Here is a 26,087-nt window from a genome sequence, read left to right as displayed (position 1 = left end):
TCAGGGCGTTCCCGCGCTCGGGCTGAGTGTCGGATCGGGCGTCGGAGGGGCGGCGGTGTCGAGGGGCTCCGCGTCCACCACCACCGGCCCGGCGAGCTGCACGGTGGCGGGCGCCGGGCCGGGCGGGGCCGCCAACCGCAGCGTGCCGGCCTCGGTCCGGACGCCGGTAGGCGTGCCGTCGGTGTCGTAGCAGTAGATGCCGACGTCCAACGGCGCGTTCAGCGAGGCGGAGGTGGACTCCACCGAGTAGCAGGTCCCGGTCAACCCCTTGGGCGTGGCGGCCAGGGCCACCGCGAGCGGCGCACGCCGGTCGGTCAGCACGTCCAGCCAATCGGTGAGTGGATGCTGGATCCGGGGGTCCAGCCGGCGCGGGAGCGCGTCGTCCCGTTCGCCGAGGCGTACGCAGCGCGCCGGCTCCGGATGGCCGGTCGAGGGCAGCGCGCACTGGAACAGCCCGTCGCCGGTGGCGGCCAGCGAGACGTCGGCGGTGCCACCCAGCGCCCCGCCCGGCACGTCGACCCGCCAACTGCCGTCGTTCGCGCTGGTGAACACGATGCTGCGGTCCGGTTGGCCGGTCCGGCCGAACACGTACCGCGCCACCAGGTGGCGATCCTGTGCGGCGGCGGCCAGGGCGGCCAGCTCGTCCCGGGCGCCGTCCACCTCGACCGGCCCGGGATCGGCCGGCGGCGGAGGCGGCGGAGGTTGCTCGCTGGTGCAGGAGACCAGGACTACCGGCAGGGCGAACACGAGCGGCCCGAGCACGCGGCTGGCCGAGCGGTGAAGGACGGGCACCGGCCCATTCTGGTGGGTGCGGGCCAGGTGTGGGCAGCGGCGGGCAGCCGTCCGCCCGGCGTGTCGGGCACGGACTTTCGGCGTACCGCCCGAACTCGCGGACCTGGCCACCCGCGTTGCCCGGACGGCCGCGCGGGCCGGATGGTGGGATCACCCGACCCGCCGCCGTGACCCGCCGGATACCCTCATGGGGTCTGACACGCGCCGCCGGCCCCGGTTCCGGCGGCGTCGGCACGCTCAGGGTCACTGGGAGGGAGTGCACCGTCGTGGCACTCGTTGTGCAGAAGTACGGCGGGTCCTCCGTCGCCAACGCCGAGCGGATCAAGCGGGTGGCCGAGCGCATCGTCGCCGCCCGCAAGGCCGGCGACGACGTGGTGGTGGTGGTCTCCGCGATGGGGGACACCACCGACGAGCTGCTCGACCTGGCCAACCAGGTCAGCCCGCTGCCGCCGGGCCGCGAGCTGGACATGCTGCTCACCGCCGGGGAGCGGATCTCGATGGCCCTGCTGGCCATGGCGATTCACAACCTGGGGTACGAGGCCCGCTCGTTCACCGGCTCGCAGGCCGGTGTGATCACCACCTCGGTGCACGGCCGGGCGCGGATCATCGATGTCACCCCGGGGCGGCTCAAGGGCGCGCTCGACGAGGGCTCGGTGGTCATCGTGGCCGGCTTCCAGGGCGTCTCGCAGGACACCAAGGACGTCACCACGCTGGGCCGCGGCGGCTCGGACACCACGGCCGTGGCGCTCGCCGCCGCGCTGCACGCCGACGTCTGCGAGATCTACACCGACGTGGACGGCATCTTCACCGCCGACCCGCGGATCGTGCCCAACGCCCGCCACATCCGGGACATCACCTACGAGGAGATGCTGGAGCTGGCCGCGTGCGGCGCGAAGGTGCTGCACCTGCGTAGCGTGGAGTACGCCCGCCGGGCGGGGTTGCCGATCCACGTCCGTTCGTCATACTCGACCAACACCGGCACGATGGTCACCGGATCGATGGAGGACCTTTCCGTGGAGCAGGCACTGATCACCGGGGTCGCGCACGACCGCAGCGAGGCCAAGATCACGATCGTCGGCGTGCCCGACGAGCCGGGTGCCGCCGCGCGGATCTTCGACACCGTCGCCGGCGCCGAGATCAACATCGACATGATCGTGCAGAACGTCTCCACCGAGGGCACCGGCCGGACGGACATCTCGTTCACGCTGCCCAAGGCCGACGGCCCGACCGCGATGGCCGCCCTCAGCAAGATCCAGGAGCCGGTCAAGTTCAAGGGCCTGCTCTACGACGACCACGTCGGCAAGGTGTCCCTGATCGGCGCCGGCATGCGCTCGCACCCCGGCGTGGCCGCCGGCTTCTTCGCCGCGCTCGGCGCTGCCGGGGTCAACATCGAGATGATCTCCACCTCCGAGATCCGCGTGTCCGTCGTCTGCCGGGACACCGACCTCGACGCCGCGGTCCGCGCCATCCACGACCAGTTCGAGCTGGGCGGCGACACCGAAGCCGTGGTCTACGCCGGGACGGGTAGGTAGCGCCGATGACGGCGCTGCCCACCCTCGCCGTGGTCGGAGCGACAGGTGCCGTCGGCACCGTGATGTGTGAGCTGCTCAGCGGGCGTCGCAACGTCTGGGGTGAGATCCGGCTCCTCGCCTCCGAGCGTTCGGTCGGCAGGCGGGTGCGCTGCCGGGGCGAGGACATCGTCGTCCAGGCGCTGACCCCGGAGGCGTTCGACGGGGTCGACGTGGCGATGTTCGACGTGCCCGACGAGGTCTCCGCCGAGTGGGCGCCCATCGCCGTCGCCCGGGGCGCGATCGCCGTGGACAACTCCGGCGCCTTCCGGATGGACCGGGACGTCCCACTTGTCGTCCCGGAGATCAATCCCGAGCAGGTCCGCAACCGGCCCCGGGGCATCATCGCGAACGCCAACTGCACCACCCTCGCGATGATCGTCGCGGTCGCGCCCCTGCACCGCGAGTACGGCCTGCGGGAGCTGGTGCTCGCCTCCTACCAGGCGGTCTCCGGCGCCGGTAAGGCCGGCGTGGACATCCTGCACGACCAGCTCACCAAGGTCGCCGGGGATCGAGCGCTCGGCTCGCGTACCGGCGACGTCCGCCAGGCGGTCGGCGACGACCTCGGCCCGTTCCCGGCGCCGCTGGCGCTCAACGTGGTGCCCTGGGCGGGCTCGCCGGCCGACGGCGGCTGGTCGTCGGAGGAGATGAAGATCCGCAACGAGTCGCGGAAGATCCTCGGCCTGCCCGACCTCAAGGTGAGCGCCACCTGCGTGCGCGTGCCGGTGGTGACCGGCCACTCGGTGGCCGTGCACGCGGTCTTCGCCACCGAGGTCGACGCCGAGGGCGCCCGCGAGGCACTGCGCAACGCCCCCGGCGTGATCCTCGTCGACGACCCCGCCGCCGGTGAGTTCCCGATGCCGATCGACGCGGTCGGCACCGACCCGAGCTGGGTCGGCCGCATCCGCCGCGCCCTGGACGACCCGCGCGCCCTCGACTTCTTCGTCACCGGCGACAACCTCCGCAAGGGCGCCGCCCTCAACACGGCCCAGATCGCCGAACTCCTGGCCAAGGAACTCCGCACCCCCTAGCCCCGCCCCACCCGCACCCTCGCCCCCCGCCCCTCTCCGCGCCGATCTTGCACTTTCTGTCCCCGCATAAGGCGTGAAGGTGACGAAACGACGACCGAAAGTGCAAGATCGGCGGGGAGGTTCACGCCGCGGCCAGGTGGACTCCGTCTCGGCCCTGGCGTTTTACCGCGTAGAGGGCCTGGTCGGCCCTTCGTAGGGTGCGGTCGGGGGACTCGCCGGGGCGGGGGAGGGCGACGCCCACGCTGATCGTGCGACCGGTCCGGCGAGCAGCCTCGGTCAACCGCTCGGCGATCCGGACCGCCTCCTCCGGACGGCTCACCTCGATCACCGCCACGAACTCGTCGCCGCCGATCCGGTACAGCTCGTCGCCGTGGCGCAACGCCCCCTCCAGCGCCCGCGCCAACCCGACGAGCACCTGGTCGCCGGCCTGATGGCCGTACGTGTCGTTGACCGTCTTGAAGCCGTCCACGTCGATCGCCAGCAGAGCCGTACGCCCCGGGGTGGCCGCCGCGATCCGCTGCCCGAACGGGCCGGTGTGCCGCAGCCCCGTCAGCGGGTCCGAGCTGGCCTGCTCCCGCAGCCGGGCGAGCGTACGCAGCCGGTCCAGGCTGGTCCACACCTGCCCGGCGAGCAGCTCCATCAGGCTGACCGTGGTCGGGTCCGGCCGCAGCGCCCGCTCGTCGGCGACGAGCAGCGCCCCACCGACGTCCGATGGACCCACCGGAACGGCGATCAGCGTGCGTACCCCGGCCCGGGTCAGCGGCCGGTAGTCCTCGGTCGGCGGGTGGCCCGCCTCGCCCAGTGTGTAGCCGGCGCCGTACCGGTGCGCCCGGTCGATCATCCGGCCGAGAGCCTCCGGCCCCGCCTCGGCCAACTCGGCCCGGATGCGGGTCTCCAACTCGCACCCCGCCAGCGGCGGCGGCCCGAGCTGGGCGCCCTCCGGGCCGCCGATCAGCAGCACCGCGGTGGAGAGGGTGGACACCTCCCGGGCGGCCGAGGTCGCCGCGCTGATCACGGACTCCTCGGTCGGCGCGGCGGAGAGCGCGGCGGCGTGCCGGAGCAGCTTCTCGCTCCGGCTCTCCGACGGCGGGCCGCCCAGCGCGGCGATGCGCGCGCCGAGCCGGGCCGCCAGCCGCTGCGCGGTCTCCTGCCACGGCTCCAGGTCGACCGGCCCACTCCACTGCAGGTCCAGTACGCCGAAGACCCGGCCCGCCGGGTCGCGCACCGGCACGCACAGCTCAGCGGTCACGTCCGGGCGTACCGGAAGGTAGTCGGGGTCGGCGGTGACGTCCGGGACGACCGCCGCGACGTCGGTGGCGTACACCCGGCCGACGATCCCGGTGCGGGCCGGGACGGTCGCGAAGACCTGCCACGCGCCGGTCGCCGCCACGCACCGCAGCCGGTCGTGGGCCTCGAGCAGCACCGAGATGGTGGCCGGGGTGTGGCGCGACAGCGCGGCGACCGTCCGCCGGCAGGCCTCCGGCGCGGTCGACGCCATCGACAGGCCGACGGTGACGTCACGGATGACTCGCTGATGATCCACTCGCACGTCGTTCCAGGTAGGGGAGGGTTCTGCGCGATCAAGCGTACCCACGCCGACGGGACCGCCCCGAGCTTCGTACACATGTGCTATCCACAGGCTGTGGACGCAGCCTGTGGGAAGAAGCGGCGGGCGATAGCGTGGAACTCCCGTCGCCGAGGAGGCGAGCACTCATGCTCATCGCCCAGCTCAGTGATCCGCACGTGACCACCGGCCTGCTCGCCGCCGAGCCCGCCGCCGGGCTGCACCGGGCGCTCGGCCGGGTGCTGGCCCTACGCCCGCGACCCGACTGCGTGGTCATCACCGGCGACCTGGTCGACCACGGCCGACCCGACGAGTACGCGGCGCTGCGCGAGCTGATCGGCCGATTCCCGCTGCCGGTGTACCTGGCCGCCGGCAACCACGACGACCGGGAGTCGCTGCTCGACGCGTTCGGCGGCACACCCTGGCTCGGCGGCGGGTTCTCCGCCTACTACCACGTCGACCACGAGGCGGCGACTGTCGTCGTGCTCGACTCGCTCACCCCCGGCAGCGGCGGCGGCAACCTGGGCGAGGAGCAGCTCGCCTGGCTCGACGGCGTGCTCTCCGGTCGGCCCGACGTTCCCGCCGCGATCTTCCTGCACCACCCGCCGGTCGCGGTCGGCATCCCGGCGGCGGACGCCATCCGGCTCGCCGACGGGCCCGCGCTGGCCGAGGTGATCGGCCGGCACCGGCACGTCGTGCGGGTCGCCACCGGGCACCTGCACCGTCCGGTCACCATTGGGTACGCCGGCACGGTGCTCACCGTGGCACCCAGCACCTGGAAGCAGAGCACCCTCACGATGGCCGCCGACGAGGTGATCGGCTGGGTCGCCGAGCCGACCGCCTTCCTGCTGCACCGCATCGAGCCAGACGGCTGCACGACCCACGTCGTACAGGTCAGCCACTCGGCCGGCCAGACCTGCGGCTTCTGAGCCCGCCGCCCATGCCCGGCACCGTCTGGTACGTCGCGTACGGCTCGAACATGCACGCCGCCCGGCTGGCCTGGTACATCGTCGGCGGCTGCCCGCCCGGCGGTCGGCGGACGTACCCGGGTTGCCGCGACCCCCGCCCGCCGAGCCGGTCGGCGCCGGTGTGGCTGCCGGGCGGGATCTACTTCGCCGGCGAGTCCGGCGCGTGGACCGGCGGGATGGCGTTCTACGACCCGCAGCTGCCGGGCGAGGCCGCCGCGCGGGCCTACCTGGTCACCATCGAGCAGTTCACCGACATCGCCGCCCAGGAGATGTACCGCCCGACGGGCGACACCGCCGACCTCATTCCGGCGACCGGCGCGGCTGTCGACACCGCCGTCGCGAAGGGGCGGGCGACGCTCGGCCCGGGCCGCTACGAGACCCTGATCTGCCCCGGGCTGCGCGCCGGCGTTCCGATGCTCACCTTCACCGCCCCCGAGCCGGCGTCGGCCGTGCGCTGCCGGCCACCGGCACCGACCTACCTGCGCATGATCGCCCGAGGGCTGCGCGAGTCACACGGCTGGCCCGCCGAGCGGATCGTCGACTACCTGGCACAGCGTCCCGGAGTCGCGGGCGGCTGGCCGCCCGACGCGGTGACGACTCTGGTCCGCGACGCGCTCACCACCGGCTGATCGGCCAAGTCCAGCTTCCGCCCGGATCGGCGGCGATGATCCACCGGCCGGATCGACCGGTGGGATCATCGGACCGGATGGACCGGCCGGTGAGAGTCCGGACGCGTCCGAAGGTCGACCGGTCCGAACTGCCGGGCGGCGTCGCCGCGCACCGACCGGCGCACCACGCTCCACCGCCCGGATCGAGTTGGCGACGCGTCCTCTTCGCTGGCCACGCCCGCCCCGTCCCGCCGCTAGCGTCAGCGCTCCACGTCACACGTGGAACGACCGCGTCGGCGCTCGTCGGCCGGCGCACGGAGTGAGGAGACGGAATGACGAAGAAGATGATCGGTCTCGCGCTCGCGCTCGCCGGGACGCTCGCTGCCACGCTGGCCACCGCCGGACCGGCGCAGGCCGCGACTCCGTCGGTGCAGATCACCAAGGTCTACTACAACTCGCCCGGCAGCGACAACCGCTCCAACTCCAGCCTGAACGCGGAGTACGTCCGCCTCACCAACCGGCGGTCGAGCACCATCAACCTGAAGTCCTGGACGCTGCGGGACAAGGCGCGCCATGTCTACACCTTCAGTGGCGACGTCCGCCTCGCCGCCGGAGCGAGTGTCTACATCCACACTGGAAAGGGCCGGAACACCTCGACCCACCGCTACTGGGGATCCGGCGCGTACATCTGGAACAACACCGGCGACAGCGCGTACCTGCGCGACTCCGCCGGGAAGCAGATCGACTCCTGCTCCTGGGGCAGCAAGGGCAGTTACACCGCCTGCTGAGCAAGCGGACGCCGCCGACCGACCGGCCGGCGGCGTCCGCCGCGGACGTCGATCGAGGAGATCTGGTCGGTGACCGATGGTGGACCAATCGGTGTATTCGCAGCTCTGCTGTGCTCCTCGGCTCGACGGGTGAGCGTCCGGATGAGAGGCTGGCCGGGCGGGCGACGACCCAACCGCCGCCAAGCGTGATCGATCCTTCCGACGGCGTCGACAGCGGCCGCTCGACCCACAGGCCGGCCACCGCACGCGCCGATTCTCACGAGGAGTTCCATGTCCATACCCGGGATGCGTCGGGCCGCTGTCGGCCTGACCGCGCTCGCGGTGGCAGCGCTCGGCGCGGTCGCCACCACTCCCGAGCAGGCCGACGCGCGACCGAAGCCGGTCGACGTCACCCTGCTGGCCCTCAACGACTTCCACGGCAACCTCGAACCGCCGAGCGGGTCCAGCGGCACCATCGCCGGGCAGACCGCCGGAGGCGTCGAATATCTCGCGACCCACCTGGCCGAGCTGCGCGCCGCCGCCAAGAAGCAGAACACCATCACCGTCGCCGCCGGTGACCTGATCGGCGCGTCCCCCCTGCTCTCCGCGGCGTTCCACGACGAGCCGACAATCGAGGCGCTGAGCATGGCCGGGCTGGACTACGCCAGCGTCGGCAACCACGAGTTCGACGAGGGCGCCGCCGAGCTGCTGCGGATCCAGAACGGCGGCTGCCACCCGGTGGACGGCTGCGCCGACGGCACCCCGTACCGAGGCGCCGGCTTCCAGTACCTGTCCGCCAACGCCTTCAAGACCGCCACCGGCAAGCCGCTGATGGCGCCGTACGCGATCCACAAGGTGCAGGGCGTCAAGGTCGGCTTCATCGGGATGACCCTGGAGGGGACCCCGCAGATCGTCAGCCAGCAGGGCGTCGCGGGCCTCACCTTCGCCGACGAGGCGGAGACCGCCAACCGGTACGCCCGTGAGCTGCGCCGCAAGGGCGTGGAGACGATCGTCGTGCTGCTGCACGAGGGTGGTGCCCAGGCGGCGACCGGTGGCATCAACGACTGCGTCGGCATGACCGGGCCCATCGTGGACATCGCCAACCGGATGGACCCGTCGATCGACGTGGTCGTCAGCGGCCACACCCACCAGGCGTACAACTGCAACATCAACGGCAAGCTGGTCACCAGCGCCAGCTCGTTCGGCCGCCTGGTCACCGACATCGACCTGAAGATCGACCGCCGGTCCGGGGACGTGCTCTCGGCCGCCGCGAACAACGTGGTGGTCACCCGGGACGTCGCCAAGGACCCGAAGCAGACCGCGTTGATCGACAGGTACAAGACGGTGCTCGGCCCGGTCGCCGACCGCCAGGTCGGCGAGACCACCACCGCGATCACCAAGACCCAGGAAACCCTCTTCGGTACGACAGTGGGCGAGTCGCCACTGGGCAACCTGATCGCCGACGCGCAGCTCGCCGCCACCGACGACGAGCAGAACGCGGTCGCCGCCTTCATGAACCCGGGTGGGGTCCGGGCCGACCTCAACGCCGGCCCGGTCACCTACGAGGAGGCGTTCACGGTGCAGCCGTTCGCCAACAACCTCGTGACGCTGGACCTGACCGGCGCGCAGCTCTACTGCGTACTGGAGCAGCAGTTCGTCACCGGTCGGGTGCTGTACCCGTCGTCGACCGTCGGCTACGTGGTCGACCCGGCTGGCACCACCGGCACCGCCGCCGACCCGTGCGCCGGCACCCGCGTGGTCCGGGGCAGCCTCACCATCGGCGGCACCGCCGTCGACACCGCCGCCACCTACCGGGTGACGGTGAACAACTTCCTGGCCGGCGGCGGCGACGGCTTCAGCGCCCTCACCGCCGGGACCAACCTGGTCACCGGCCAGATCGACCTCGACGCGTTCGTGGCGTACCTGACCGCGCAGTCGCCGGTCTCCGCCCCGACGCTCGACCGCATCCGCACCACTGCCGAGGTCCCCGCCGCCTGACGGCGTACCCCGCAACGATCGGGCCCCGGAGCACCCGCTCCGGGGCCCGACCCGTCCCCGGGCACCGGCGACCGCCGCGCCCGCTTCCGCCCTGCGCGTTACCCGCGCCTGGCGGCCTGCCCACCCCGGCCCGCGCCTGGCGGCCTGCCCACCCCGGCCCGGGCAGCGCCGGCCTGCCCGGCCCGGGCAGCGCCGGCCTGCCCGGCCCGGGCAGCGCCGGCCGGCCCGCCTCCGCAAGATCGCGCTCGATCCTGGTTGTAGTGGCCTTCGGGCGCAGGGATGCCACTACATCCAGGTTCGAGCATGATCTTGCGGACGCGCGCGACGCCGCCCTGCCCGCGGTCCGGGCTGCCCGCGCCTTCGAACGTGGCTACCGCGTCGGGTCAGACGGAGGCGGGCGCCGGGGCGGGCGCGGTGATCGTCGGGCGGCCGTCCTGATCGGTGGTGAGGAGTCGGCGCAGGGAGCGCGCGATGAGCGAGGCGACCAGGCAGCCGCCCACCACCACCGCGACCCAGACCATGCCGTTGGCCGCGCCGATGAGCGGGCCGGCGGTCACCGGACCGATCACACCGCTGATCCCGAAGATCATCGAACTCATGGCGTTGTACCTGCCGCGCAGCTCGTCGGTGGCGAGCGCGTTGGTCAGCGCCGGCATCACCGGCGACAGCAGCGTCTCGCCGAGGCCGAAGATCGCCGAGCAGGCCACCACGCACAGGGCGGCCACCAGGGCGTTGCCGGTGCTGACCACACCGGCGACACCGAGGACCAGCCAGGCGGCGGCGAATACCGCCCCGACCACGGCGAGCGCGCCGGTGCGGCTACGCCCCTCGATCCGGCGGATCACCAGCAGTTGGGCGAGCACGATCATCACCGTGTTGGCCGCAAGCGCCCAGGCCACCACCCGGGGGTTCACCTCGGCGACGCGTACCGCGAACGCGGCGAAGCCGACCTCGACCTGGGCGTACCCGCAGGTGGTGAGGACCAGACCGAAGATCACCAGCCGGCGGAACGGACGATCCCGGAGCACTGTCAGGTAGCCGCCGCTCGACGGCCCGTCGCCGGCGGAGCGGTGGCCGAGTCGGTGGCCGACGCCGGGCAGGGTCAACAGGATCAGAGCCGGCATCAGGTAGCTGACCGAATCCAGCAGGTAGATCGTCTGGAAGGTGGCGGGTCGCGCCGTGTCGACGATCGCGCCGGACGTCATGCCGCCGATACCGATGCCGAGGTTGAGCAGCGCGAAGTTCAGCCCGAAGACCCGTTGCCGCTCACCGTCGTCGGTGAGCGAGGCGAGGATGGTGTTCTGCCCGGACCAGATCGCCGAGCTGCCGACGGCGATCACGGTCATCACGAGCAGGGCCGAGCCGGTCGAGTGGACCAGCGCCAGCGAACCGGTGCCGATCGCCTCGATCACGAGACACGGCACCACCACCCGGCGCGCGCCGAACCGGTCGATGAGCGTCCCGCCCAGCGGCGACAACGCCAGCGTGACGACGCCGTACCAGCCGATCACCAGACCGGCGCGGGTGTCGGTGAGCCCGCGTACGTCGGTGAGGTAGATGAACAGGAACGGCAGGGTCAGACCCCGCCCGATCGCCGACAGCAGGGTGCCGAGGAGGATCCGGCGGGCTTCCGGACGGCGGGGCAGGGATCGACGCAGCATGTCCGGCATTCTGTTCGGTGGGTGTGACGCCCCGCGAACCGTTTTGCAGCGGCGACGCTGTTCCCGGGCCGCCGCGTGACCAACCCCACGGCGATCGTCGGTGTCCGCCGGGTCTGCGATGCTGGCCCGATGACCGGCACCTGGCGCCACCTGCCCGCTACCGCCCGCGCCATCGCGGTGACCGCCACGGCGGCCGTCGCCGCCGCCCAGGCCCGCGACGATCAGGCGTACGACGAGGCGGTCGTTGATCTCGCGGCCGACGAGCGGTCCGGTCTGGTGCTCGGAACTGTGGTGCGGCTCCTGCTGGAGGAGGGCCACCCGGAAGGGCTGGCCGGCGACGACATCCGTCAGGTGCTGACCCGCTGCGTGCAGGACGCGACGCGGTGGCGTCGCGAGGTGGACCCGCACGTGGTGCTCGTCCTGCTCGCCGGAGCGCTCGGTGTGTACGACCCCGAGGGCGACGAGTCGCGGCCGGACGCGGCGGCCCTGGCCCGGCATGCTCCGCTGCTCGTGGCCGACCTGTTGGCGGTGACGGGCGTGCCGTTGGACGACTATCTGGCTGCCGCGTTCACCGAGATCGAGCGCACCGAACGGCAGGACTGACGGCACGGGTTGCCGTGGGCGGTGACCGTCGCCGACAGACACAAGAGGGCACATCCATTGATCGGATGTGCCCTCTTACCTCTGGTCGGGGTGGCCGGATTCGAACCGACGACCTCTTCGTCCCGAACGAAGCGCGCTACCAAGCTGCGCCACACCCCGAGGCGTGCCGACAAATAGTAGCCCACCCGCTCCGATGGTCAAACTCGGTACCCCCGCCGCCCGACCCGGCCGAATCACGCCCGCAGCCGCCAAGATCCGCGCAACTTCCCCGATGTTGCTGCCTCCCGGCACGGCGAGGCAGCAACATCCCCGATACTGCGCGGATCTTGGGGCGCGGCGGGGCGACGGCGGGGACGAGGGCGGGGCGACGGCGGGGCGGGCGGTCGGGGGCGGTCGGGGAGGCGCGGCGGGACAGGTCAGCGGGGGATGAGGGTCAGGATGCTCGCCTCCGGGGGGCAGGCGAAGCGGATCGGTGCGGTCGGGTGGGTGCCGAGGCCGGCGGAGACGTGCAGCCAGGAGTCCGATCCCGGCCACCGGTGCAGGCCACGTGCCATCGAGCGGGGCAGGCCGCAGTTGGTCACGAGCGCCCCGTACCCCGGGACGCAGACCTGGCCGCCGTGGGTGTGCCCGGCCAGCAGCAGGCCGAAGCCGTCGGCGGCCATCTGGTCGAGCACCCGTGGCTCGGGGGAGTGTGTCACGGCGATCGACAGGTCGGCGGAGGACGAGGCGCGGCCGGAGACGGCAGGGTAGTCGTCCCGGTCGATGTGCGGGTCGTCGACGCCCACGAGGTCCACTTCCCGGCCGCCGGCCTTGAGGGTGGTCCGGGCGTTGTTGACGTCGGCCCAGCCGGCGCCGGTGAACACCTGGCGCAGTTCCTCGTAGGGCAGGTTGACGCCCTCGGTGTACTCCCGGTCGGGCAGGAAGTAGGTGAACGGGTTCTTCAGCACCGGCCCGGTGTAGTCGTTGGAGCCGAACACGAACGCGCCCGGGTAGTCGAGCAGCGGTTGCAGCGCCCGCAGCACGCCCGGCACCGCGCCCGGGTGCGCCATGTTGTCGCCGGTGACCACGACCAGGTCCGGGTCGAGGGCGGCCAGCGACGCCACCCAGCGCTGCTTGCGCGCCTGGTCGGGCATCATGTGCAGGTCCGACAGGTGCAGCACGCGCAGCGGCTCCGCGTCGGCCGGCAGCGTCGGCACGTCGTACCGCCGGAGGGTGAACATGTTGCGCTCGACGAGCGACGCGTACGCGAGTGTGGTCGCGCCGACCGCTGCGGTTCCGGCGGCGAGGCGGAATAGTGTGCGCTTTCGCATGGCGTTCAGGGTAGTTTGACCGTCCATGAGCACGCTGAAGGACCGCCTCACCGCCGACATGCGTTCCGCGCTCAAGGCGCGCGACGAGCTGACCACCTCCACGCTGCGGATGGCCCTGGCCGCCGTGGGCAATGCCGAGGTCGCCGGCAAGGCCAAGCGCGAGCTCACCGATGACGAGGTGCTCGCGGTGCTGACCAAGGAGGCCAAGAAGCGTCGGGAGGCGGCCACCGCCTTCGCCGACGCGGGCCGCGCCGAGCAGGCCGCGAAGGAGACCGCCGAGGGTGAGGTGCTGGACCGCTACCTGCCCAAGCAGCTCTCGGACGCCGAGCTGACCGAGCTGGTCGCGGGGGCGCTCGCCGCGGGCGGCTTCACCGGCAAGGCCCAGATGGGCCCGGCCATGAAGGCGGCCCAGGCCGCGGTGGCCGGCCAGGCCGAGGGTGGTCGGGTCGCCGCCGAGGTACGCCGACAGCTCGGGCTCTGATCCCCAGCGCCCAGTCCGGACATGCGAACGGGCGGTCACCCCCACAGAGGGTGCCCGCCCGTTCGTGCGTACTGCTGCTGATCAGCCGCCCGGGCGGCCTGGCGGGTTGCCGGGCTGCCCCGGCTTCTTGGCCGGCGGCGTGCCGGCGGCGCCGCCGCCGGTGCTGATCTCGATGGTGACGGGGCCGCCCTTGATGGTGCGCCCGTCCGGGTTGGTACCGGCGGCGGTGCCCGCCGGGCAGGGGGAGGTCACCTTCGTCTGGGAGACGATCGGCTCGAAGCCCGCGCCCTTGATCCGGGACTTGGCGGTCTCCACCGGCTGGCACTTCACGTCCGGGATGCTGCGCTGGTCACCCTCGGAGATCTTCTGGCCCGGGGGCTCGAAGTTGATCCGCGGCTTGCCCTTCATGGCGTCGCGCAGCGTCTCGTACACCGGCGGGTTGATGCCGTCCTTCTCGGCGTGCTTCATCTTGACGTTGGTCTGCGGCCAGTCCGGGTCGGCCATGATGCCGGCCACCGCGTACTGCTTGGTCATCGCGACCAGGGCGGCGGTCTTCTCGGAGTCGGTGGTGCCGGACTTGCCGGCCACCGGCGCGTCGACGATGCCCTTCACGACGCCGGCCGTACGGCTGCTGCCGCACTTGCTGGTCTTGGAGTTGTCGCCGACCGGGCAGCGGGCGGCGTCCACGGCGGCGCGGGCCACGTCGGTGCTGAACCGCTTCTCGCAGCGCGGGTTGGCGATGTCCAGCTTCTTGCCCTCGGGGTCGCGGATCTCCTGCACCGGGATCGGCTCGCAGTACTTGCCGTCCGCCGCGAGCGTCGCGTACGCGTTGGCCAGGTCCAGCGGAGTGGTGGAGGAGACGCCTAGGGTGAAGGCGCCCCACTGGTGGGCCGAGTCCTTGGTGGCGGCGAACTTGGCGTCGTTGCTGGCCCGGAACTGGATGCCGGCCCGCTTGGCGACGTCGACCACGTTCTCCGCGCCGACCTGCTGCTGAAGCGGCACGAAGTAGGTGTTGATCGACTGGGCGAAGGCGCTCCACATGTTCTGCACGCCGCCGGCCTTCTTGCCCGAGTTGGTCGGGCAGTAGAAGTGGGTGCCGGAGCAGGCGGCAGGGCTGTTGCTGTCGATGATGTATTCCGACTTGAACTGCTGCGGCGCGTTGAACGAATAACTGAGGGGGATGCCCTTCTCCAGGGCGGCGACGATCGTGAAGATCTTGAACGTCGAGCCGGCCTGGTAGCCGGCGATGCCGTCGCCGCCGGTGAGCAGCGGGTTGACCGTCGCCGGGTAGTTGCCCTTGATGCCGCGCTTGCTCTTCGCCGGGTCGCTGGAGATCTTGTTCTTCGGGCTCTTCGGATCGTCCAACTTGAACTGCCGGTTGACCGCGAGCGCCCGCACCCGGCCGGTGCCCGGCTCCACCACGGCGACCATGGCGGCTTCCTTGCTGGTCTCCTTCTTGGCCCGGCGGACCGCCGCGTCGGCGCCCTTCTGTGCCTGGACGTCGATCGAGGTCACGACGGTGTAGCCGCCGCTCTTCAGGCGCCGCTCACGGTCGTACGAGGTCGAACCGAACGTCTCCTGCTGCATCCACCAGCGGTAGAAGTAGTCGCAGAAGAAGCCCCAGCTGTTGACGTTGGTGGCGACGCAGCCGTTCGGGGTGCGCTTGTCCTGCACCTTCAGCTTGACCGCCTTGGCGGCGTCGGCCTCCTGCTGGGTGATGGCCTTGGTGTCGACCATGTTCTGGATGACGTAGTTACGACGGTCCAGCGCCAGCGGGTAGCCGCTCTTGGTGGTCGGGTCGTTCGTCGTCGGGGCCTTCACCATGCCGGCCAGCAGCGCGGCTTCCTCGATCTTCAGCTTGCTCGGCGGCTTGCCGAAGTAGACCTGGCTGGCGGCGTAGATGCCGTACGCGCCGTTGCCGAACGAGGCGAGGTTGAGATAGCGGGTCAGGATCTCGTCCTTGGAGAACTCCTTGTCGACCTGCAGGGCCAGCCGCATCTCGCGGAGCTTGCGGGCGCTGGTGTCCTCGGTCGCGGCGACCACGTCGGCCGGGTGGGTGGCCGAGTAGGCGATGGCCAGCCGGACGTACTGCATGGTCAGCGTCGAGGCGCCCTGGCGCCCGGAGCCCTCGCTCTGGTTGTTGACGAACGCGCGGGCGACACCGTTGATGTCGACGCCGTTGTGCTTGTAGAAGTCGTGGTCCTCGGCCGCGATGATGGCCTTGATCATGTACGGCGAGATGTCGGCGAGCTTCACGTCGCGACGGTTCTCGTCGTACATCGTCGCGAGCGGCGTCTTGCCGTCCGACGCCAGCAGATAGCTGATCTGTGGCGCGCGGGCCACCGTCAGCTCTGTCGGCAGGTTGCCGAATGTCTCTGCCCCGGCCTTGGCGGCCAAGCCGGACATCGCCACCGCGGGGAAGGCCGCCGCAGCGACCACCACGCCAGCCAACAGGCCACATATGAGCAGCGATGCGGCGTTGGTCAGCACATTGTGGTCACGTTTCCGCATCCAGGTCACCTCGGCATGGTACGCGAGTAGGGAACGAGGGCCGCCTGGGCGTCTTTCCCCATTTCCTGCGTGCGCTGCCCTCGTTGTGCTAAACGCATGACCCCCCGTACGAGGTTGCGTGTGACCTGGCGCGAGTCTCCACCGTTTGGCGGAGGCTCCGCAGCGTTTTCGCCGACCTCGGCGGGGTAACCGGCGGTCGAGAGCCCGGGAAGCCGGGAGTGTCCGGAATGATGGATTTCGCCGACAACGTTGCGTAATCAGTCGACTACAGAGCATGATGATGGCGGCGACAGCGCCACATGTCGTCCGCACCGCCTTGGGGAAGGCGGCCGGGCGACCGGGGGGAAATTGCCGGCTGCCGTGCAACGAGGTCGGTAGGTACTGCAAGGGGGGACGTGTACACATGGGCATGATCACTGACTGGCCGTCGCTGGCGGCGTGTCAGAACGGGGACCCGGACGCGTTGTTCGTACAGGGCGCCGAACAGAACGTGGCGAAGCGGATCTGCCGGAGCTGCCCAGTTCGGTACGAGTGCCTGGCCGACGCGCTGGACAACCGGATCGAGTTCGGTGTGTGGGGCGGTATGACCGAACGCGAACGCCGGGCGTTGCTGCGTCGTCACCCCCAGGTGACGAGCTGGCGCAAGATGTTCGAGGCAGCGATGAAGAAGAACAGCAAGGACAAGGCTGGCAAGGACAAGATCCTCGTCAGCGCGGCCACCTGACGCCGGTCACGACCGGCTGATCGCCGCGCCGATCGTCCGCAGCCCGTCGACGTCGTGCACGTCGGCGGGCTGCGCCGTCACCGACACCGCCGGCACCGCCGGGAACGCCTCGGTGAACCGCGCGGCGACCTGCTGCTCGCGTACCGCCTGACGGGCCAGCGCGGCGTGCGCCCGCAGCACGTCGGCGGTGGCCTCGTGCCCACCCAGCTCGGCCAGCCGCTCCGCGGCGGCCCGACTCTGCTCGGCGTCCAGCTCCGGGACCGCCGGCCGGTGCACGCGGTTGAGCACCAGGCCGGCCAGGGGCATCTTCTCCTCCCGCAGCCGGCCCGCGAAATAGGCGGCCTCCCGGACCGCGTCCGGCTCCGGCGCCGCGACCAGCACGAAGGCCGTCTCCCGCGCCTGCAGGATGCGGTACGTCTGCTCCGCCCGTTGCCGGAAACCCCCGAACATCGAGTCGAGCGCGGCCACGAAGCCGGACAGGTCGGTGAGCAGCTGCGCGCCGAGCACCTTCTGCACCACCTTCGAGAACATCCCGAACGAGGCTGTGACGAGGTTGAACATGCTCCGTCCGCCGCTGCGCGCCGGTGCCAGCAGCAGGCGCAGCATCCGGCCGTCGAGGAAGCGGGACAGCCGGGCCGGCGCGTCCAGGAAGTCCAGCGCGGAGCGGGACGGCGGCGTGTCCACCACGATGAGGTCCCACTCGCCCCGGGCGTGCAGCTGGCCCAGCTTCTCCATCGCCATGTATTCCTGCGTGCCGGCGAACGTCGAACTCATCGCCTGGTAGAACGGGTTCGCGAAGATCTCCGCGGCCTTCGCCGGGTCGGTGTGCTGGAGCACCACGTCGTCGAAGGTGCGCTTCATGTCCAGCATCATGGCGTGCAGCTCACCGCCGCTGGCTTCGACGTCGATGCCCTTGACCTGGCGGGGTGTGTTGTCCAGCTCGGTCAGTCCCAGTGACTGGGCCAGCCGGCGGGCCGGGTCGATGGTGAGCACCACCGTGCGCCGGCCGTGGTGTTCGGCGGCCCGCAGCGCCAGCGCCGCGGCCGTGGTCGTCTTACCCACCCCGCCGGCACCGCAGCACACGACGATCCGCACGCCCGGGTCGGCGAGGATCTGGTCGACGTCCAGCTGCGGCGCCGCGTCTTCGGAAGGCACCAATCGAGCGTATCGGGCCGCGTCGGTCCATGCGCCCGTGCTGAGCTCAGGTGTGAGTCAATCGGCGCTGACGAGGGCACGGGCCAGTGCCGTGAGGCCCGCCCGGTCCACCCCGTCGGGCAGCAACGGCAGCTCGATCATCGGCAGCCCCAACTCCACCAGGTCGGCGCGCAGCGAATCCTCCAGTTCGCGCCGGATGAGCTGGTCTCGCGCCTCGTCGTGCAACCCGGCCACGATGTCCTGATCGGCAGGCAGCCCGGCGGCGACCAGACCGCGCCGGAGTTCCGCGGCGGTGACCGCCGGGCCGGCCGGCAGTGGAGGCCGGGCGCCGTTGACGATCACCTTCCCGATGCCGAAGCCGAGCGCGGTCAGGTCGGCGATGGCGTCCACCGTCTCCTGCACCGGCATCTCCTCCAGCAGCGTGACCACGTGGACGGCGGTCATCGGGGAGCGCAGCAGCGCGGACACCCCCTCGCTCTGGGTCTTGATCGGGCCGACCTTGGCGAGCCGCGCCGTCTCCGCAGTGACGTTGAGGAAGCGGCCGATCCGACCGGTGGGCGGCGCGTCCAGCACTACCGCGTCGTACGCGCGTCGCTGCCCCGTGGTGCGGGTGGTGGCCTCCTTCACCTTGCCGGTGAGCAGCACGTCACGCAGGCCCGGGGCGATGGTCGTGGCGAAGTCGATGGCGCCGAGCTTGCGCAGGGCCCGGCCCGCGGCGCCCAGCTTGTAGAACATGTCCAGGTATTCGAGCAACGCCTCCTCGGCGTCCACCGCGAGCGCGCGCACCTCACCGCCGTCCGGCGCGTCGGCGAGGCGACGCTCCTCGTACGGCAGCGGGTCGATGCCGAAGAGCTGGGCGATGCCCTGCCGGCCCTCCACCTCCACCAGCAGGGTGCGCCGGCCACCGGCGGCCAGCGCCAGGGCCAGCGCCGCGGCCACGCTGGTCTTGCCGGTGCCGCCCTTGCCGGTCACCACGTGGAGGCGGGCCGACCATCCGGTACCGGCCGGGTCGGACGGCCGCTCAGCTGCACGCACCCGTCGAGCCTATCCAGGCTCGCCGGTCAGGCGACCTCGCAGACCCACCAACCCGTCTTCTGCACCACAGTGAAGCGCAGGTCCTGGTCGGCCACCTTCTCGTCGGCGGTGGTCATGGTGATGCGGGTGGAGACGGTGGCCCGGTCGCCGGTCTGGTTGTCGACCTTCGGGGTGGCCCACTTGAACCGGGGGTTCTGGTACTCGGACGCGTACTTCTGCACCTCGGCCACCTTCGCCGCGATCTTCTTGTCGTCCCGGGAGGCGGCGCAGACGTGCTTGGCGGCCTTGGTCGCGTCCCGGTCCTTGTACACGGCCGTGAGGAACTCGTCGACGGCGACCGCCGGCTCCTTCGCGCCCTCGCCGGACTCGGCGTTGCGCAGGGTCAGGAACGCCACGACGCCGCCGCCCACGCAGAGCACCATGATCACGACCAGCGCGATTGCCGCGATCAGCAGACCGCGCTTCTTCTTCGGCTCGGCAGTGCCCTGGTACGGCGGGTAGCCGGGCGGGGGCGGCGGGAACGCGCCCGGGGCGCCGGGAGACTGCGGCGTGCCGGTCGGAACATCGGTCTGCGGAAGGCCAGCGGGCGGGCCGGGCTGGGTCGGCACGCCCGGCTGCGCGTGGAATCCCCCCGGCGCGGGCTGCCCGGGCAGAGCGGGCTGCCCCGGAAGGGCGAGCTGGCCTGGCTGGGCGGACGGGCCGGACGGGACCGCCGAGCCGGAAGGGGCGGCCGGGGCGGGAAGTGCGGGCTGGGCGACCGGGCCGGGTGAAGTGACTGTCGCCGCTTCGGGCTCGCCCACGGGGGTGCGCGGGTCGGGTTGCCCGGGGATCGGCTGGCCGGCGGACGTCGGATCCGGCTGGCCGGAAGCCGTCGGGTCGGGCTGTGCGGGGATGGCCGTCTTCTCGGGTTGACCGGTGGAATCCGGGGTCGCCGACGGAAGAGCGCGCGGGCCGGCCTGGTCGCCGCTGGGCGGTTGGGTCATCTCGTTCCCCCGGGGGTGCGGCGCCCGGCCGCCACCCCTGGCGCCGAGCGAGATCGAGCGGGCGGCCGGGCGCTGTGCGACCGTCCGACCGGAAGGGTAGCGGCCAGCCGACGGTTCGGTGTCGCCCCTATCGCGCGGTGTGTGGGCATGGCGTGCATCACGCAGACCGTGAGATCACTCGCAGTCGGGATTCCTGCCCGACATCTGTCACATATGTGACTCTCGGTGACTGATCGTGCGCGTCCTGTTGGCGGGACCGCCGCCGGAGACCTACCTTCGTCCGGGCGGGGGGGCCGGAACGGATGAATGGTCCGGGCCGGAAGCGTGGTCCGAGAGGTACGACCGGAGGCAGTTCATGCGCGACGCGGACAACATCCCTCGCACCCAGTTCCCGACGAACGAACGGCAACGCCGGCCCGCATCCGTGGGCGAGGTGGCCGGCGGGCCGTTGGGCAGCCTGCCCATCAACGAGCGGTCGTACCGTCGGGTTCCGGAGCCCCCGGAAGTGATCCGGATGTCGAGCCAGCCCGTCGAGCGGCTGCGGGACGACGACGAGCCCGGGTTCGTCATCCACCTGCCGATCCGGGTGCCCGACCTGGCCTCGGCGACCGTGCTGGCCGGTCGCGTCGCGGAGTCGCTGGGCTTCCTGCCGGAGCTGGACGCCGGCGAGACCACCGTGTCCAACGCCGACGACCAGAACAACCGCCACCGGGTTTTCTGCGACCTGCTGCTGCCCGACCGGTCGCGCTGCCCCCAGGGGTACGAGCACGAGGGCCCCTGTGGAGAGCTGCCGACCGCGCCGGAGCAGCGTCCCGCGCCTCGTCCGGCCAGCGGACCGTAGGCTGTGCCCGACGAAGTCCGCACCACGAGGGAGCCCTCCAGCGATGCAGAAGTGGGAATACTCCACGGTCCCTCTGCTGGTCCACGCGACCAAGCAGATCCTCGACAACTGGGGTGAGGACGGGTGGGAACTCGTCGCCGTGGTCCCCGGCCCCAACCCCGACCAGCTGGTGGCGTACCTGAAGCGGCCCAAGGCGTGAGCGCGGCGCGGCGCGGCACCGCGGTCGCGGGCCACGGGGTGACGCGATGAGCAACGGTCCCCACGCGAAGCTCGCCGAGCTGGGCCTCGAACTGCCCGACGTGGTGCCGCCGGTGGCCAGCTACGTGCCGGCAGTGCAGTCCGGGCAGCACGTGTACGTCTCCGGCCAGCTGCCGATCGCCGAGGGCAAGCTGCTGGCGACCGGCAAGGTCGGCGCCGGCATCTCCGCCGAGCAGGCGAAGGACCTGGCCCAGCGGTGCGCGCTCAACGCGCTGGCCGCCGTCGACTCGTTGGTCGGCCTGGAGAACGTGGTCAAGGTGGTCAAGCTGACCGGGTTCGTGGCGTCGGCCCCCGGCTTCATCGGTCAGCCCGCCGTGATCAACGGCGCCTCCGACCTGTTCGGCACCGTCTTCGGCGAGGCCGGTCGCCACGCCCGCAGCGCCGTCGGGGTGGCCGAGCTGCCCCTGGACGCCCCGGTGGAGATCGAACTGATCGTCGAGGTCGCCTGACCTGACCGCACCGCCACCGTCCCGCGATCATGCGCCGCTGGCCCGGAGGAAAGCCCTGAACAGGGACGAATCAGGGGCCGGACGTGCATGATCGCGGGACGTGGCGGGCAGGGTCGTACGATCGCAGCCATGAGCGGGCACGTGACGGGGGCGACTGCGGCGCTGGCCGACAGGCTGCCGAGCTGGGTGACACTGCTGCGCGCGCCGAACCCCGGCCCGATGACCCTCGACGGCACCAACACCTGGCTGCTGCGCGCGGCACCGGGTGACCCGGCGGTGGTCGTCGACCCCGGGCCGGCCGACGAGGGACACCTGGCGGCGATCGCCGCACACGGCCCGATCGGGCTGATCCTGATCACGCACGGCCACCCCGACCACACCGAGGGCGCCGCCCGGCTCAGCGAACTGCTCGGCGGGGTGCACGTCCTCGCCGTCGACCCGGCGCACGCCATCGGCGGCACGCCCCTGACCGACGCGCACCTGGGCGGCTTCGGCCTGGGCATCCGGCTGCTGGCCACCCCGGGGCACACCGCCGACTCGGTCTGCTTCCTGGTCGAGCACGGCGACGAACGCGCGGTGCTCACCGGTGACACCATCCTCGGCCGCGGCACCACAGTGGTGGCCCATCCCGACGGGCACCTCGGCGACTATCTGAGCAGCCTGGAGCTGCTGTCCGCGTACGCCGGAATCCCGGCGCTGCCCGGGCACGGCCCGGCGCTGGCCGACTGCGCTGCCGCAGCCACCTTCTATCTTGCCCACCGCCGGGCCCGGCTCGACCAGGTCCGCGCGGCGGTCGCCGCCGGCGCGCGGACACCCGCGGACGTGGTCGCGGCGGTCTACGCCGACGTGGACCGCTCGCTCTGGTGGGCTGCGGAATGGTCGGTCCGTGCCCAGTTGGAGTATCTGGGCGTCGACACCGGGGAATCTGCGCCTGGGGTCAGTGGGTTGGAGCACATGTGACCTGCCCGGTGTGCGGAACTGTCGCTGTCCCCGGCGCACGGTTCTGCCACAACTGCGGTGCCGCGCTGCCGGCCGCCGCCACGTTGCCGGCGGCCGAGCGTCGGGTCGTCACCGTGCTCTTCGGTGACCTCTCGGAATTCACGTCCTGGTCGGAGGACCTCGACCCGGAACGGGTCGGCGCGGTCACCGACCGGGTGCTCGCCTCCCTCGCGGGGGCGGTGAAGACGTTCGGCGGGCACGTCGACAAGCTGACCGGCGACGGGATCATGGCGGTCTTCGGGGCGCCGGTGGCGCACGAGGACGACGCCGAGCGGGCCATGCGGGCCGCCCTGTCCATGCAGCGGGCCGTCCGCCGGGTGCTCGACGACGAGCGCGGCGGCGGCGCACCGCTCGGCCTGCGGGTCGGCCTGAACACCGGCGACGTCATCGCCGGCATCCAGGCGGCCATCGAATACACGGTCATCGGCGACACGGTGAACACCGCCGCCCGGTTGGCCGACGCCGCCGCTGTCGGCGCGGTCTACGCCGGCGGGCGGACCGCCGCAGCGACCCGGCACGTCGCCTCCTGGCGGGCGCTGCGCCCGCTCCGGCTCAAGGGCAAGCGCGAGCCGGTCGAGGCGTACGAGCTGCTGGGCCTGCTGGACGCGCCGGGCACCCGGTCGGGTCTCGGCGACGAGGCGCCCTACGTGGGCCGGGAGACCGAGATCGGTCGGGTCGCCGGCCGACTCGCCGAGGTGATCGACCAAGGCGACCCGCGGGTGCTGCTGATGACCGCCGAGGCGGGCATCGGCAAGTCCCGGTTCGCCGCCGAGGTCGAGCGTCTCGCCGCCGGGTACGACGTGGGCGCCGGCCGGTACGCCGCGCACACCGGCGCCCGGGTGCTCTCGGTGCGTTGCGCCGCCTTCGGTGAGCGACGCAGGCTCGCGCCGTTGGCAGACCTGGTCCGCGCCGCGGTCGGTCTGCCCAGTGATGCGGCAACCGCGCTGACCCGGCCGGCTGTGGAGGAGCGGCTGCGCCGGCTCGGTCAGCGGCTCGCCCGCTCCGGCGGCGAGTCGCCCCCGATCGCCACCGACCAGCTGCTCGCCCTGCTCGGTTACGCCGAACTGCCCGCGCACGGCGGTGCCGACAACGGCGAGTGGGGCAGCTCCACCGCCTCGCCCGCCGATGCCGAGGCGGTGCCGAACGCGGTCGCCGACCTGCTCAGCGGGCTCGCCTCGGAGGCGCCCCTGGTCATCGTGGTGGACGACCTGCACGACGCCACCCCCGAGACCATCCGCGCTCTCGGGTTGGCGCTCTCCCGACTCACCGGTCCGGTGCTCGTGCTGCTGCTCGGCCGCCCCGAGCTGGTCCGTACCGCCGGCGCGCTGACCCGCGTCGCGGACGCCGAGGTGCACTCCCTGCCGCCGCTGCGCGGCGCCGACGCCGCCCGGCTGCTCACCAGCTACCTCGGCGGAGGGAAGCTGCCACCGGCCGACGCCGACCGGCTGCTCGCCACCGCCCAGGGCAACCCGTTCTACCTGGCGGAGCTGGTCACCCTGCTGATCGAACGCGGCGCGCTGACCGCGGAGCGGCAGGCGTCCGGTGACGGTGACCCGGCCACGCCGGCCGGCTGGCGCCTCGTGCCCGGTTCGCTGGGCAGCCGGCTGCTCTCCCGGGACCTCGCGGCAGTCCTCGCCGCCCGCATCGACGCGCTGCCACCGGACGCCCGTTCCGTCCTGCGGGACGCGGCGGTGGTCGGTGACACAGTGCCGACCGGCGCGCTGGAGGCGCTGCGCGAGCAGCGGGCCGGCCGCGACGGGAGGCCCTCGGCGGTGGTCGCCGTGGAGTTCGACCGGGCCGTCGAGGAGCTGCTGCAACGCCGCATGCTGCACCGCACCCGAGCCGGCTACGCGTTCGCCACCCCGCTCATGCGGGAGGCCGCGTACGCCGGGGTGAGCAAGGCGGAACTGGCCGAGCGGCACGCCGCGCTGGCCCGCTGGGCGGCGCCCGTCGACGGGGCCACGGCCGGTGCGGTGGGCGGGTTCACCGAAGAGGCACGCGACGACTTCGTCGCCGTGCACGTCCAGCGGGCCGCCACGCTCGCCGACGCGGTGAAACTGCGACCGGACGCGCCGGCCCGCGCCGTGGTCCCGCTCGGGATCGCCGCGCTCGGCCGGGCCGCCCGCCGGTCGCTGTCCGCCGGGGAGCCCGCGCTCGCCGTCGAGTACGCCGAACGCGCCAGCGAACTGGCCCGCGACGGGATACCGGCGATCGACCGGGTGGTGCACGCCCGTGCGCTGCTGCAGATCGGCCGGGTCGCCGACGCGCTCGCCTTCGCCGAGAAGATCGCCGCGAACGCGGGGGACGAAGCCACCCGTGCCAGCGCCCTGCTGCTCGCCGGGCAGGCCCAGCAGACCCTCGGCGACCAGGGTCGGGCGGAGGCCGCCTGGCAGGAGGCGTTGCAGGTGGCCACGGCCGGCGGGCTGCCCACGCTGCGCGCGTCCGCCATGCGTCGGCTCGGCATGGGCGACTTCGTGGCCGGCCGGCTCAGCCAGGCGAGCAGCCGGTTGGCCGCCGCGTACCAGGTCAGCCTCGGCGCGCAGGACCGGCGTGGGCAGGCCTGGTCGCTGCAGAACCTGGCCTGGGTGACCACGACCCGGGGTGACTTCGCCGGCACCGATGCCGTCCTCGGCCGGGCCGCGCGGCTCTTCGCCGAGCTGAAGGACCCGTACGGGCGGGCCTGGCTGCGGGGCACCACCGCGTTCGCCCGGCTGCTCGCCGGTCGGCTGCGGGAGGCGTGCCGGATGGCGCAGGTCTTCCTGCCCTTCGGCGAGCGGGTCGGCGAGGCGTGGGCGGTGGGCACGCTGCGCGCGGTCGCCGCGTTCGCCACCGCCGAGTTGGGCGACCTGGCCGAGGCCGACCGGGAGGCCCGCCGGGCGTACCGCGAATTCGCCGCCGCGTCCGACGACTGGGGTCGCGGGTTCGCGCTCGTCGTCCGGGCCGTCGTCGCTCGTGGACTGGGCGAGCCGGAGCACGCGGCCGACCTGCTCACCGACGCCCTGGTGTACGCCGACCAGACCTCGCACCCGCTGCTCACCGGAATGGCGGGCACGCTGCGCGGCTTCGTGGCGCTGGACATGGGCGACCACGAGACCGCCGAGCAGGCCGCCCGGGCGGTGCTGACGGCCGTCGAACCGCACAACCCGCAGGCGCCCGCGCAGGTCGCGCCCCGGGTGCTGCTGGCCACCGCCCGGCTGGCCGCCGGTGACCCGGCGACCGCGGTCGGGCTGCTCGCCCCGGTGGCGACGGCCGCCGCCAACGCGCCCTCGCTGCTCTTCTCCCGCCGCCAGACCATGGCCCGGTACGCGTCGGCGCTGCTCGCGCACGGTCAGCGGGAGCAGGCGCTGGACTGGGCGAGACGGGCGGTCACCGCGCCCGCCGAGGACGTACGCAGTCAGGTGATCGCGGCGAGCGTGCTCGCCGAGGCGCTGGCGGCCTGCGGCCACTCGGCGGAGGCCCGGTCCTGCGCCGACGAGGCGGTCCGCCTCGCGTACGCCACCGAACAACGCAGCGAACGAGCAGCCGCAAAGTCCCTACAAGCCCGCCTGACCCTCCCCTAACCCCACTCCACCCACCCGGCCCCTACCCGGGCCTCCCGCGGTTGATCATGAAGTTGTTGCGCCGACACGCCGGCGTTGGTGGCAACAACTTCATGATCACCGTGCGGTGAGGGTGGGGCCGCAAGGGGTGGGGTGGGGCGGTTTTGGCGGTTCTGGGGATGTGGTGGTCGGGGCGAGGGGCTAGCGTGTCACCACCGTGCGGTGGTCCACAGTGGCGACCG

Annotated in this window: 22 protein-coding genes and 1 tRNA gene; 14 read left to right on the top strand and 9 right to left on the bottom strand. The window is 72.5% G+C overall.

Features of this window, described 5'->3' with window-relative positions:
- Complete coding sequence (locus ACLQ27_RS11955; RefSeq protein ID WP_357498733.1) at window positions 1-792, bottom strand: hypothetical protein; 792 nt, start codon at window positions 790-792, stop codon at window positions 1-3.
- A gap of 266 nt (window positions 793-1,058) precedes the next feature.
- On the opposite strand from ACLQ27_RS11955, the gene ACLQ27_RS11950 reads away from it, so the two are divergent.
- Window positions 1,059-2,324 carry an aspartate kinase gene (locus ACLQ27_RS11950; protein ID WP_234583260.1) on the top strand — a complete coding sequence of 422 codons (1,266 nt, stop codon included), beginning with the start codon at window positions 1,059-1,061 and terminating at the stop codon, window positions 2,322-2,324.
- A gap of 5 nt (window positions 2,325-2,329) precedes the next feature.
- Window positions 2,330-3,391, top strand: a complete 1,062-nt coding sequence (locus ACLQ27_RS11945; RefSeq protein ID WP_357498735.1) for an aspartate-semialdehyde dehydrogenase — start codon at window positions 2,330-2,332, stop codon at window positions 3,389-3,391.
- Window positions 3,392-3,512: 121 nt separating this feature from the next.
- On the opposite strand, the gene ACLQ27_RS11940 is transcribed toward ACLQ27_RS11945, so the two are convergent.
- A complete protein-coding gene (locus tag ACLQ27_RS11940) occupies window positions 3,513-4,934 on the bottom strand; it encodes a diguanylate cyclase (protein ID WP_425866736.1) in 1,422 nt (473 codons plus the stop codon).
- 170 nt (window positions 4,935-5,104) lie between these two features.
- Here ACLQ27_RS11940 and ACLQ27_RS11935 point away from each other — a divergent pair, with 170 nt between their 5' ends.
- From ACLQ27_RS11935 to ACLQ27_RS11920, 4 genes are all read left to right on the top strand, one after another.
- Entirely contained in the window at window positions 5,105-5,884 is a 780-nt protein-coding gene (locus tag ACLQ27_RS11935) for a phosphodiesterase (RefSeq protein ID WP_425866735.1), read from the top strand.
- Window positions 5,885-5,895: 11 nt separating this feature from the next.
- Entirely contained in the window at window positions 5,896-6,552 is a 657-nt protein-coding gene (locus ACLQ27_RS11930; protein WP_357498741.1) for a histone deacetylase, read from the top strand.
- A 311-nt stretch (window positions 6,553-6,863) separates the two neighbouring features.
- Window positions 6,864-7,319 carry a lamin tail domain-containing protein gene (locus ACLQ27_RS11925; protein ID WP_357498743.1) on the top strand — a complete coding sequence of 152 codons (456 nt, stop codon included), beginning with the start codon at window positions 6,864-6,866 and terminating at the stop codon, window positions 7,317-7,319.
- A gap of 270 nt (window positions 7,320-7,589) precedes the next feature.
- Complete coding sequence (locus ACLQ27_RS11920) at window positions 7,590-9,296, top strand: bifunctional metallophosphatase/5'-nucleotidase (protein ID WP_357574939.1); 1,707 nt, start codon at window positions 7,590-7,592, stop codon at window positions 9,294-9,296.
- Between the two features lie 383 nt (window positions 9,297-9,679).
- On the opposite strand, the gene ACLQ27_RS11915 is transcribed toward ACLQ27_RS11920, so the two are convergent.
- Complete coding sequence (locus tag ACLQ27_RS11915) at window positions 9,680-10,957, bottom strand: MFS transporter (RefSeq protein ID WP_425866732.1); 1,278 nt, start codon at window positions 10,955-10,957, stop codon at window positions 9,680-9,682.
- A gap of 129 nt (window positions 10,958-11,086) precedes the next feature.
- On the opposite strand from ACLQ27_RS11915, the gene ACLQ27_RS11910 reads away from it, so the two are divergent.
- Entirely contained in the window at window positions 11,087-11,560 is a 474-nt protein-coding gene (locus ACLQ27_RS11910) for a hypothetical protein (protein ID WP_425866730.1), read from the top strand.
- Between the two features lie 82 nt (window positions 11,561-11,642).
- Here ACLQ27_RS11910 and ACLQ27_RS11905 read toward each other — a convergent pair.
- Both ACLQ27_RS11905 and ACLQ27_RS11900 read right to left on the bottom strand, forming a co-directional pair.
- Window positions 11,643-11,719: transfer RNA gene (locus tag ACLQ27_RS11905), tRNA-Pro, on the bottom strand.
- A gap of 257 nt (window positions 11,720-11,976) precedes the next feature.
- A complete protein-coding gene (locus tag ACLQ27_RS11900) occupies window positions 11,977-12,870 on the bottom strand; it encodes a metallophosphoesterase (RefSeq protein ID WP_425866728.1) in 894 nt (297 codons plus the stop codon).
- 25 nt (window positions 12,871-12,895) lie between these two features.
- Here ACLQ27_RS11900 and ACLQ27_RS11895 point away from each other — a divergent pair, with 25 nt between their 5' ends.
- Entirely contained in the window at window positions 12,896-13,351 is a 456-nt protein-coding gene (locus tag ACLQ27_RS11895; protein ID WP_234583270.1) for a GatB/YqeY domain-containing protein, read from the top strand.
- 81 nt (window positions 13,352-13,432) lie between these two features.
- On the opposite strand, the gene ACLQ27_RS11890 is transcribed toward ACLQ27_RS11895, so the two are convergent.
- Window positions 13,433-15,862: a penicillin-binding protein gene (locus ACLQ27_RS11890; RefSeq protein WP_357498101.1), complete on the bottom strand. Its 2,430-nt coding sequence runs from the start codon at window positions 15,860-15,862 to the stop codon at window positions 13,433-13,435.
- Between the two features lie 403 nt (window positions 15,863-16,265).
- Here ACLQ27_RS11890 and ACLQ27_RS11885 point away from each other — a divergent pair, with 403 nt between their 5' ends.
- On the top strand, window positions 16,266-16,586 hold the full coding sequence (locus ACLQ27_RS11885; RefSeq protein WP_007466209.1) for a WhiB family transcriptional regulator: 321 nt from the start codon (window positions 16,266-16,268) through the stop codon (window positions 16,584-16,586).
- A gap of 6 nt (window positions 16,587-16,592) precedes the next feature.
- Here ACLQ27_RS11885 and ACLQ27_RS11880 read toward each other — a convergent pair whose 3' ends face one another.
- The 3 genes from ACLQ27_RS11880 to ACLQ27_RS11870 are packed head-to-tail and all read right to left on the bottom strand — an operon-like array spanning window position 16,593 to window position 19,429.
- On the bottom strand, window positions 16,593-17,744 hold the full coding sequence (locus ACLQ27_RS11880) for an ArsA family ATPase (RefSeq protein WP_234583272.1): 1,152 nt from the start codon (window positions 17,742-17,744) through the stop codon (window positions 16,593-16,595).
- A gap of 54 nt (window positions 17,745-17,798) precedes the next feature.
- Entirely contained in the window at window positions 17,799-18,776 is a 978-nt protein-coding gene (locus ACLQ27_RS11875; RefSeq protein ID WP_357498104.1) for an ArsA-related P-loop ATPase, read from the bottom strand.
- A gap of 26 nt (window positions 18,777-18,802) precedes the next feature.
- Entirely contained in the window at window positions 18,803-19,429 is a 627-nt protein-coding gene (locus ACLQ27_RS11870; protein WP_425866840.1) for a hypothetical protein, read from the bottom strand.
- 685 nt (window positions 19,430-20,114) lie between these two features.
- On the opposite strand from ACLQ27_RS11870, the gene ACLQ27_RS11865 reads away from it, so the two are divergent.
- The 5 genes from ACLQ27_RS11865 to ACLQ27_RS11845 all read left to right on the top strand — a co-directional run bounded on the left by ACLQ27_RS11865 (window position 20,115) and on the right by ACLQ27_RS11845 (window position 25,866).
- Window positions 20,115-20,600 carry a hypothetical protein gene (locus tag ACLQ27_RS11865; RefSeq protein ID WP_357498106.1) on the top strand — a complete coding sequence of 162 codons (486 nt, stop codon included), beginning with the start codon at window positions 20,115-20,117 and terminating at the stop codon, window positions 20,598-20,600.
- A gap of 43 nt (window positions 20,601-20,643) precedes the next feature.
- Window positions 20,644-20,799, top strand: a complete 156-nt coding sequence (locus tag ACLQ27_RS11860; RefSeq protein ID WP_007466198.1) for a DUF4177 domain-containing protein — start codon at window positions 20,644-20,646, stop codon at window positions 20,797-20,799.
- Between the two features lie 46 nt (window positions 20,800-20,845).
- Window positions 20,846-21,307: a RidA family protein gene (locus tag ACLQ27_RS11855; RefSeq protein ID WP_007466196.1), complete on the top strand. Its 462-nt coding sequence runs from the start codon at window positions 20,846-20,848 to the stop codon at window positions 21,305-21,307.
- A 129-nt stretch (window positions 21,308-21,436) separates the two neighbouring features.
- A complete protein-coding gene (locus ACLQ27_RS11850) occupies window positions 21,437-22,267 on the top strand; it encodes an MBL fold metallo-hydrolase (RefSeq protein WP_425866726.1) in 831 nt (276 codons plus the stop codon).
- Window positions 22,264-25,866, top strand: coding sequence for an adenylate/guanylate cyclase domain-containing protein (locus ACLQ27_RS11845; RefSeq protein ID WP_357498110.1), 3,603 nt, complete (start codon window positions 22,264-22,266; stop codon window positions 25,864-25,866). Before ACLQ27_RS11850 ends, ACLQ27_RS11845 begins: the two co-directional genes overlap by 4 nt.
- The last annotated feature ends 221 nt before the right edge of the window (window positions 25,867-26,087 follow it).

Source organism: Micromonospora sp. DT63, assembly GCF_049841615.1.
Taxonomy (GTDB): Bacteria; Actinomycetota; Actinomycetes; order Mycobacteriales; family Micromonosporaceae; genus Micromonospora.
This window is presented reverse-complemented; position numbering and strand designations above follow the sequence as displayed.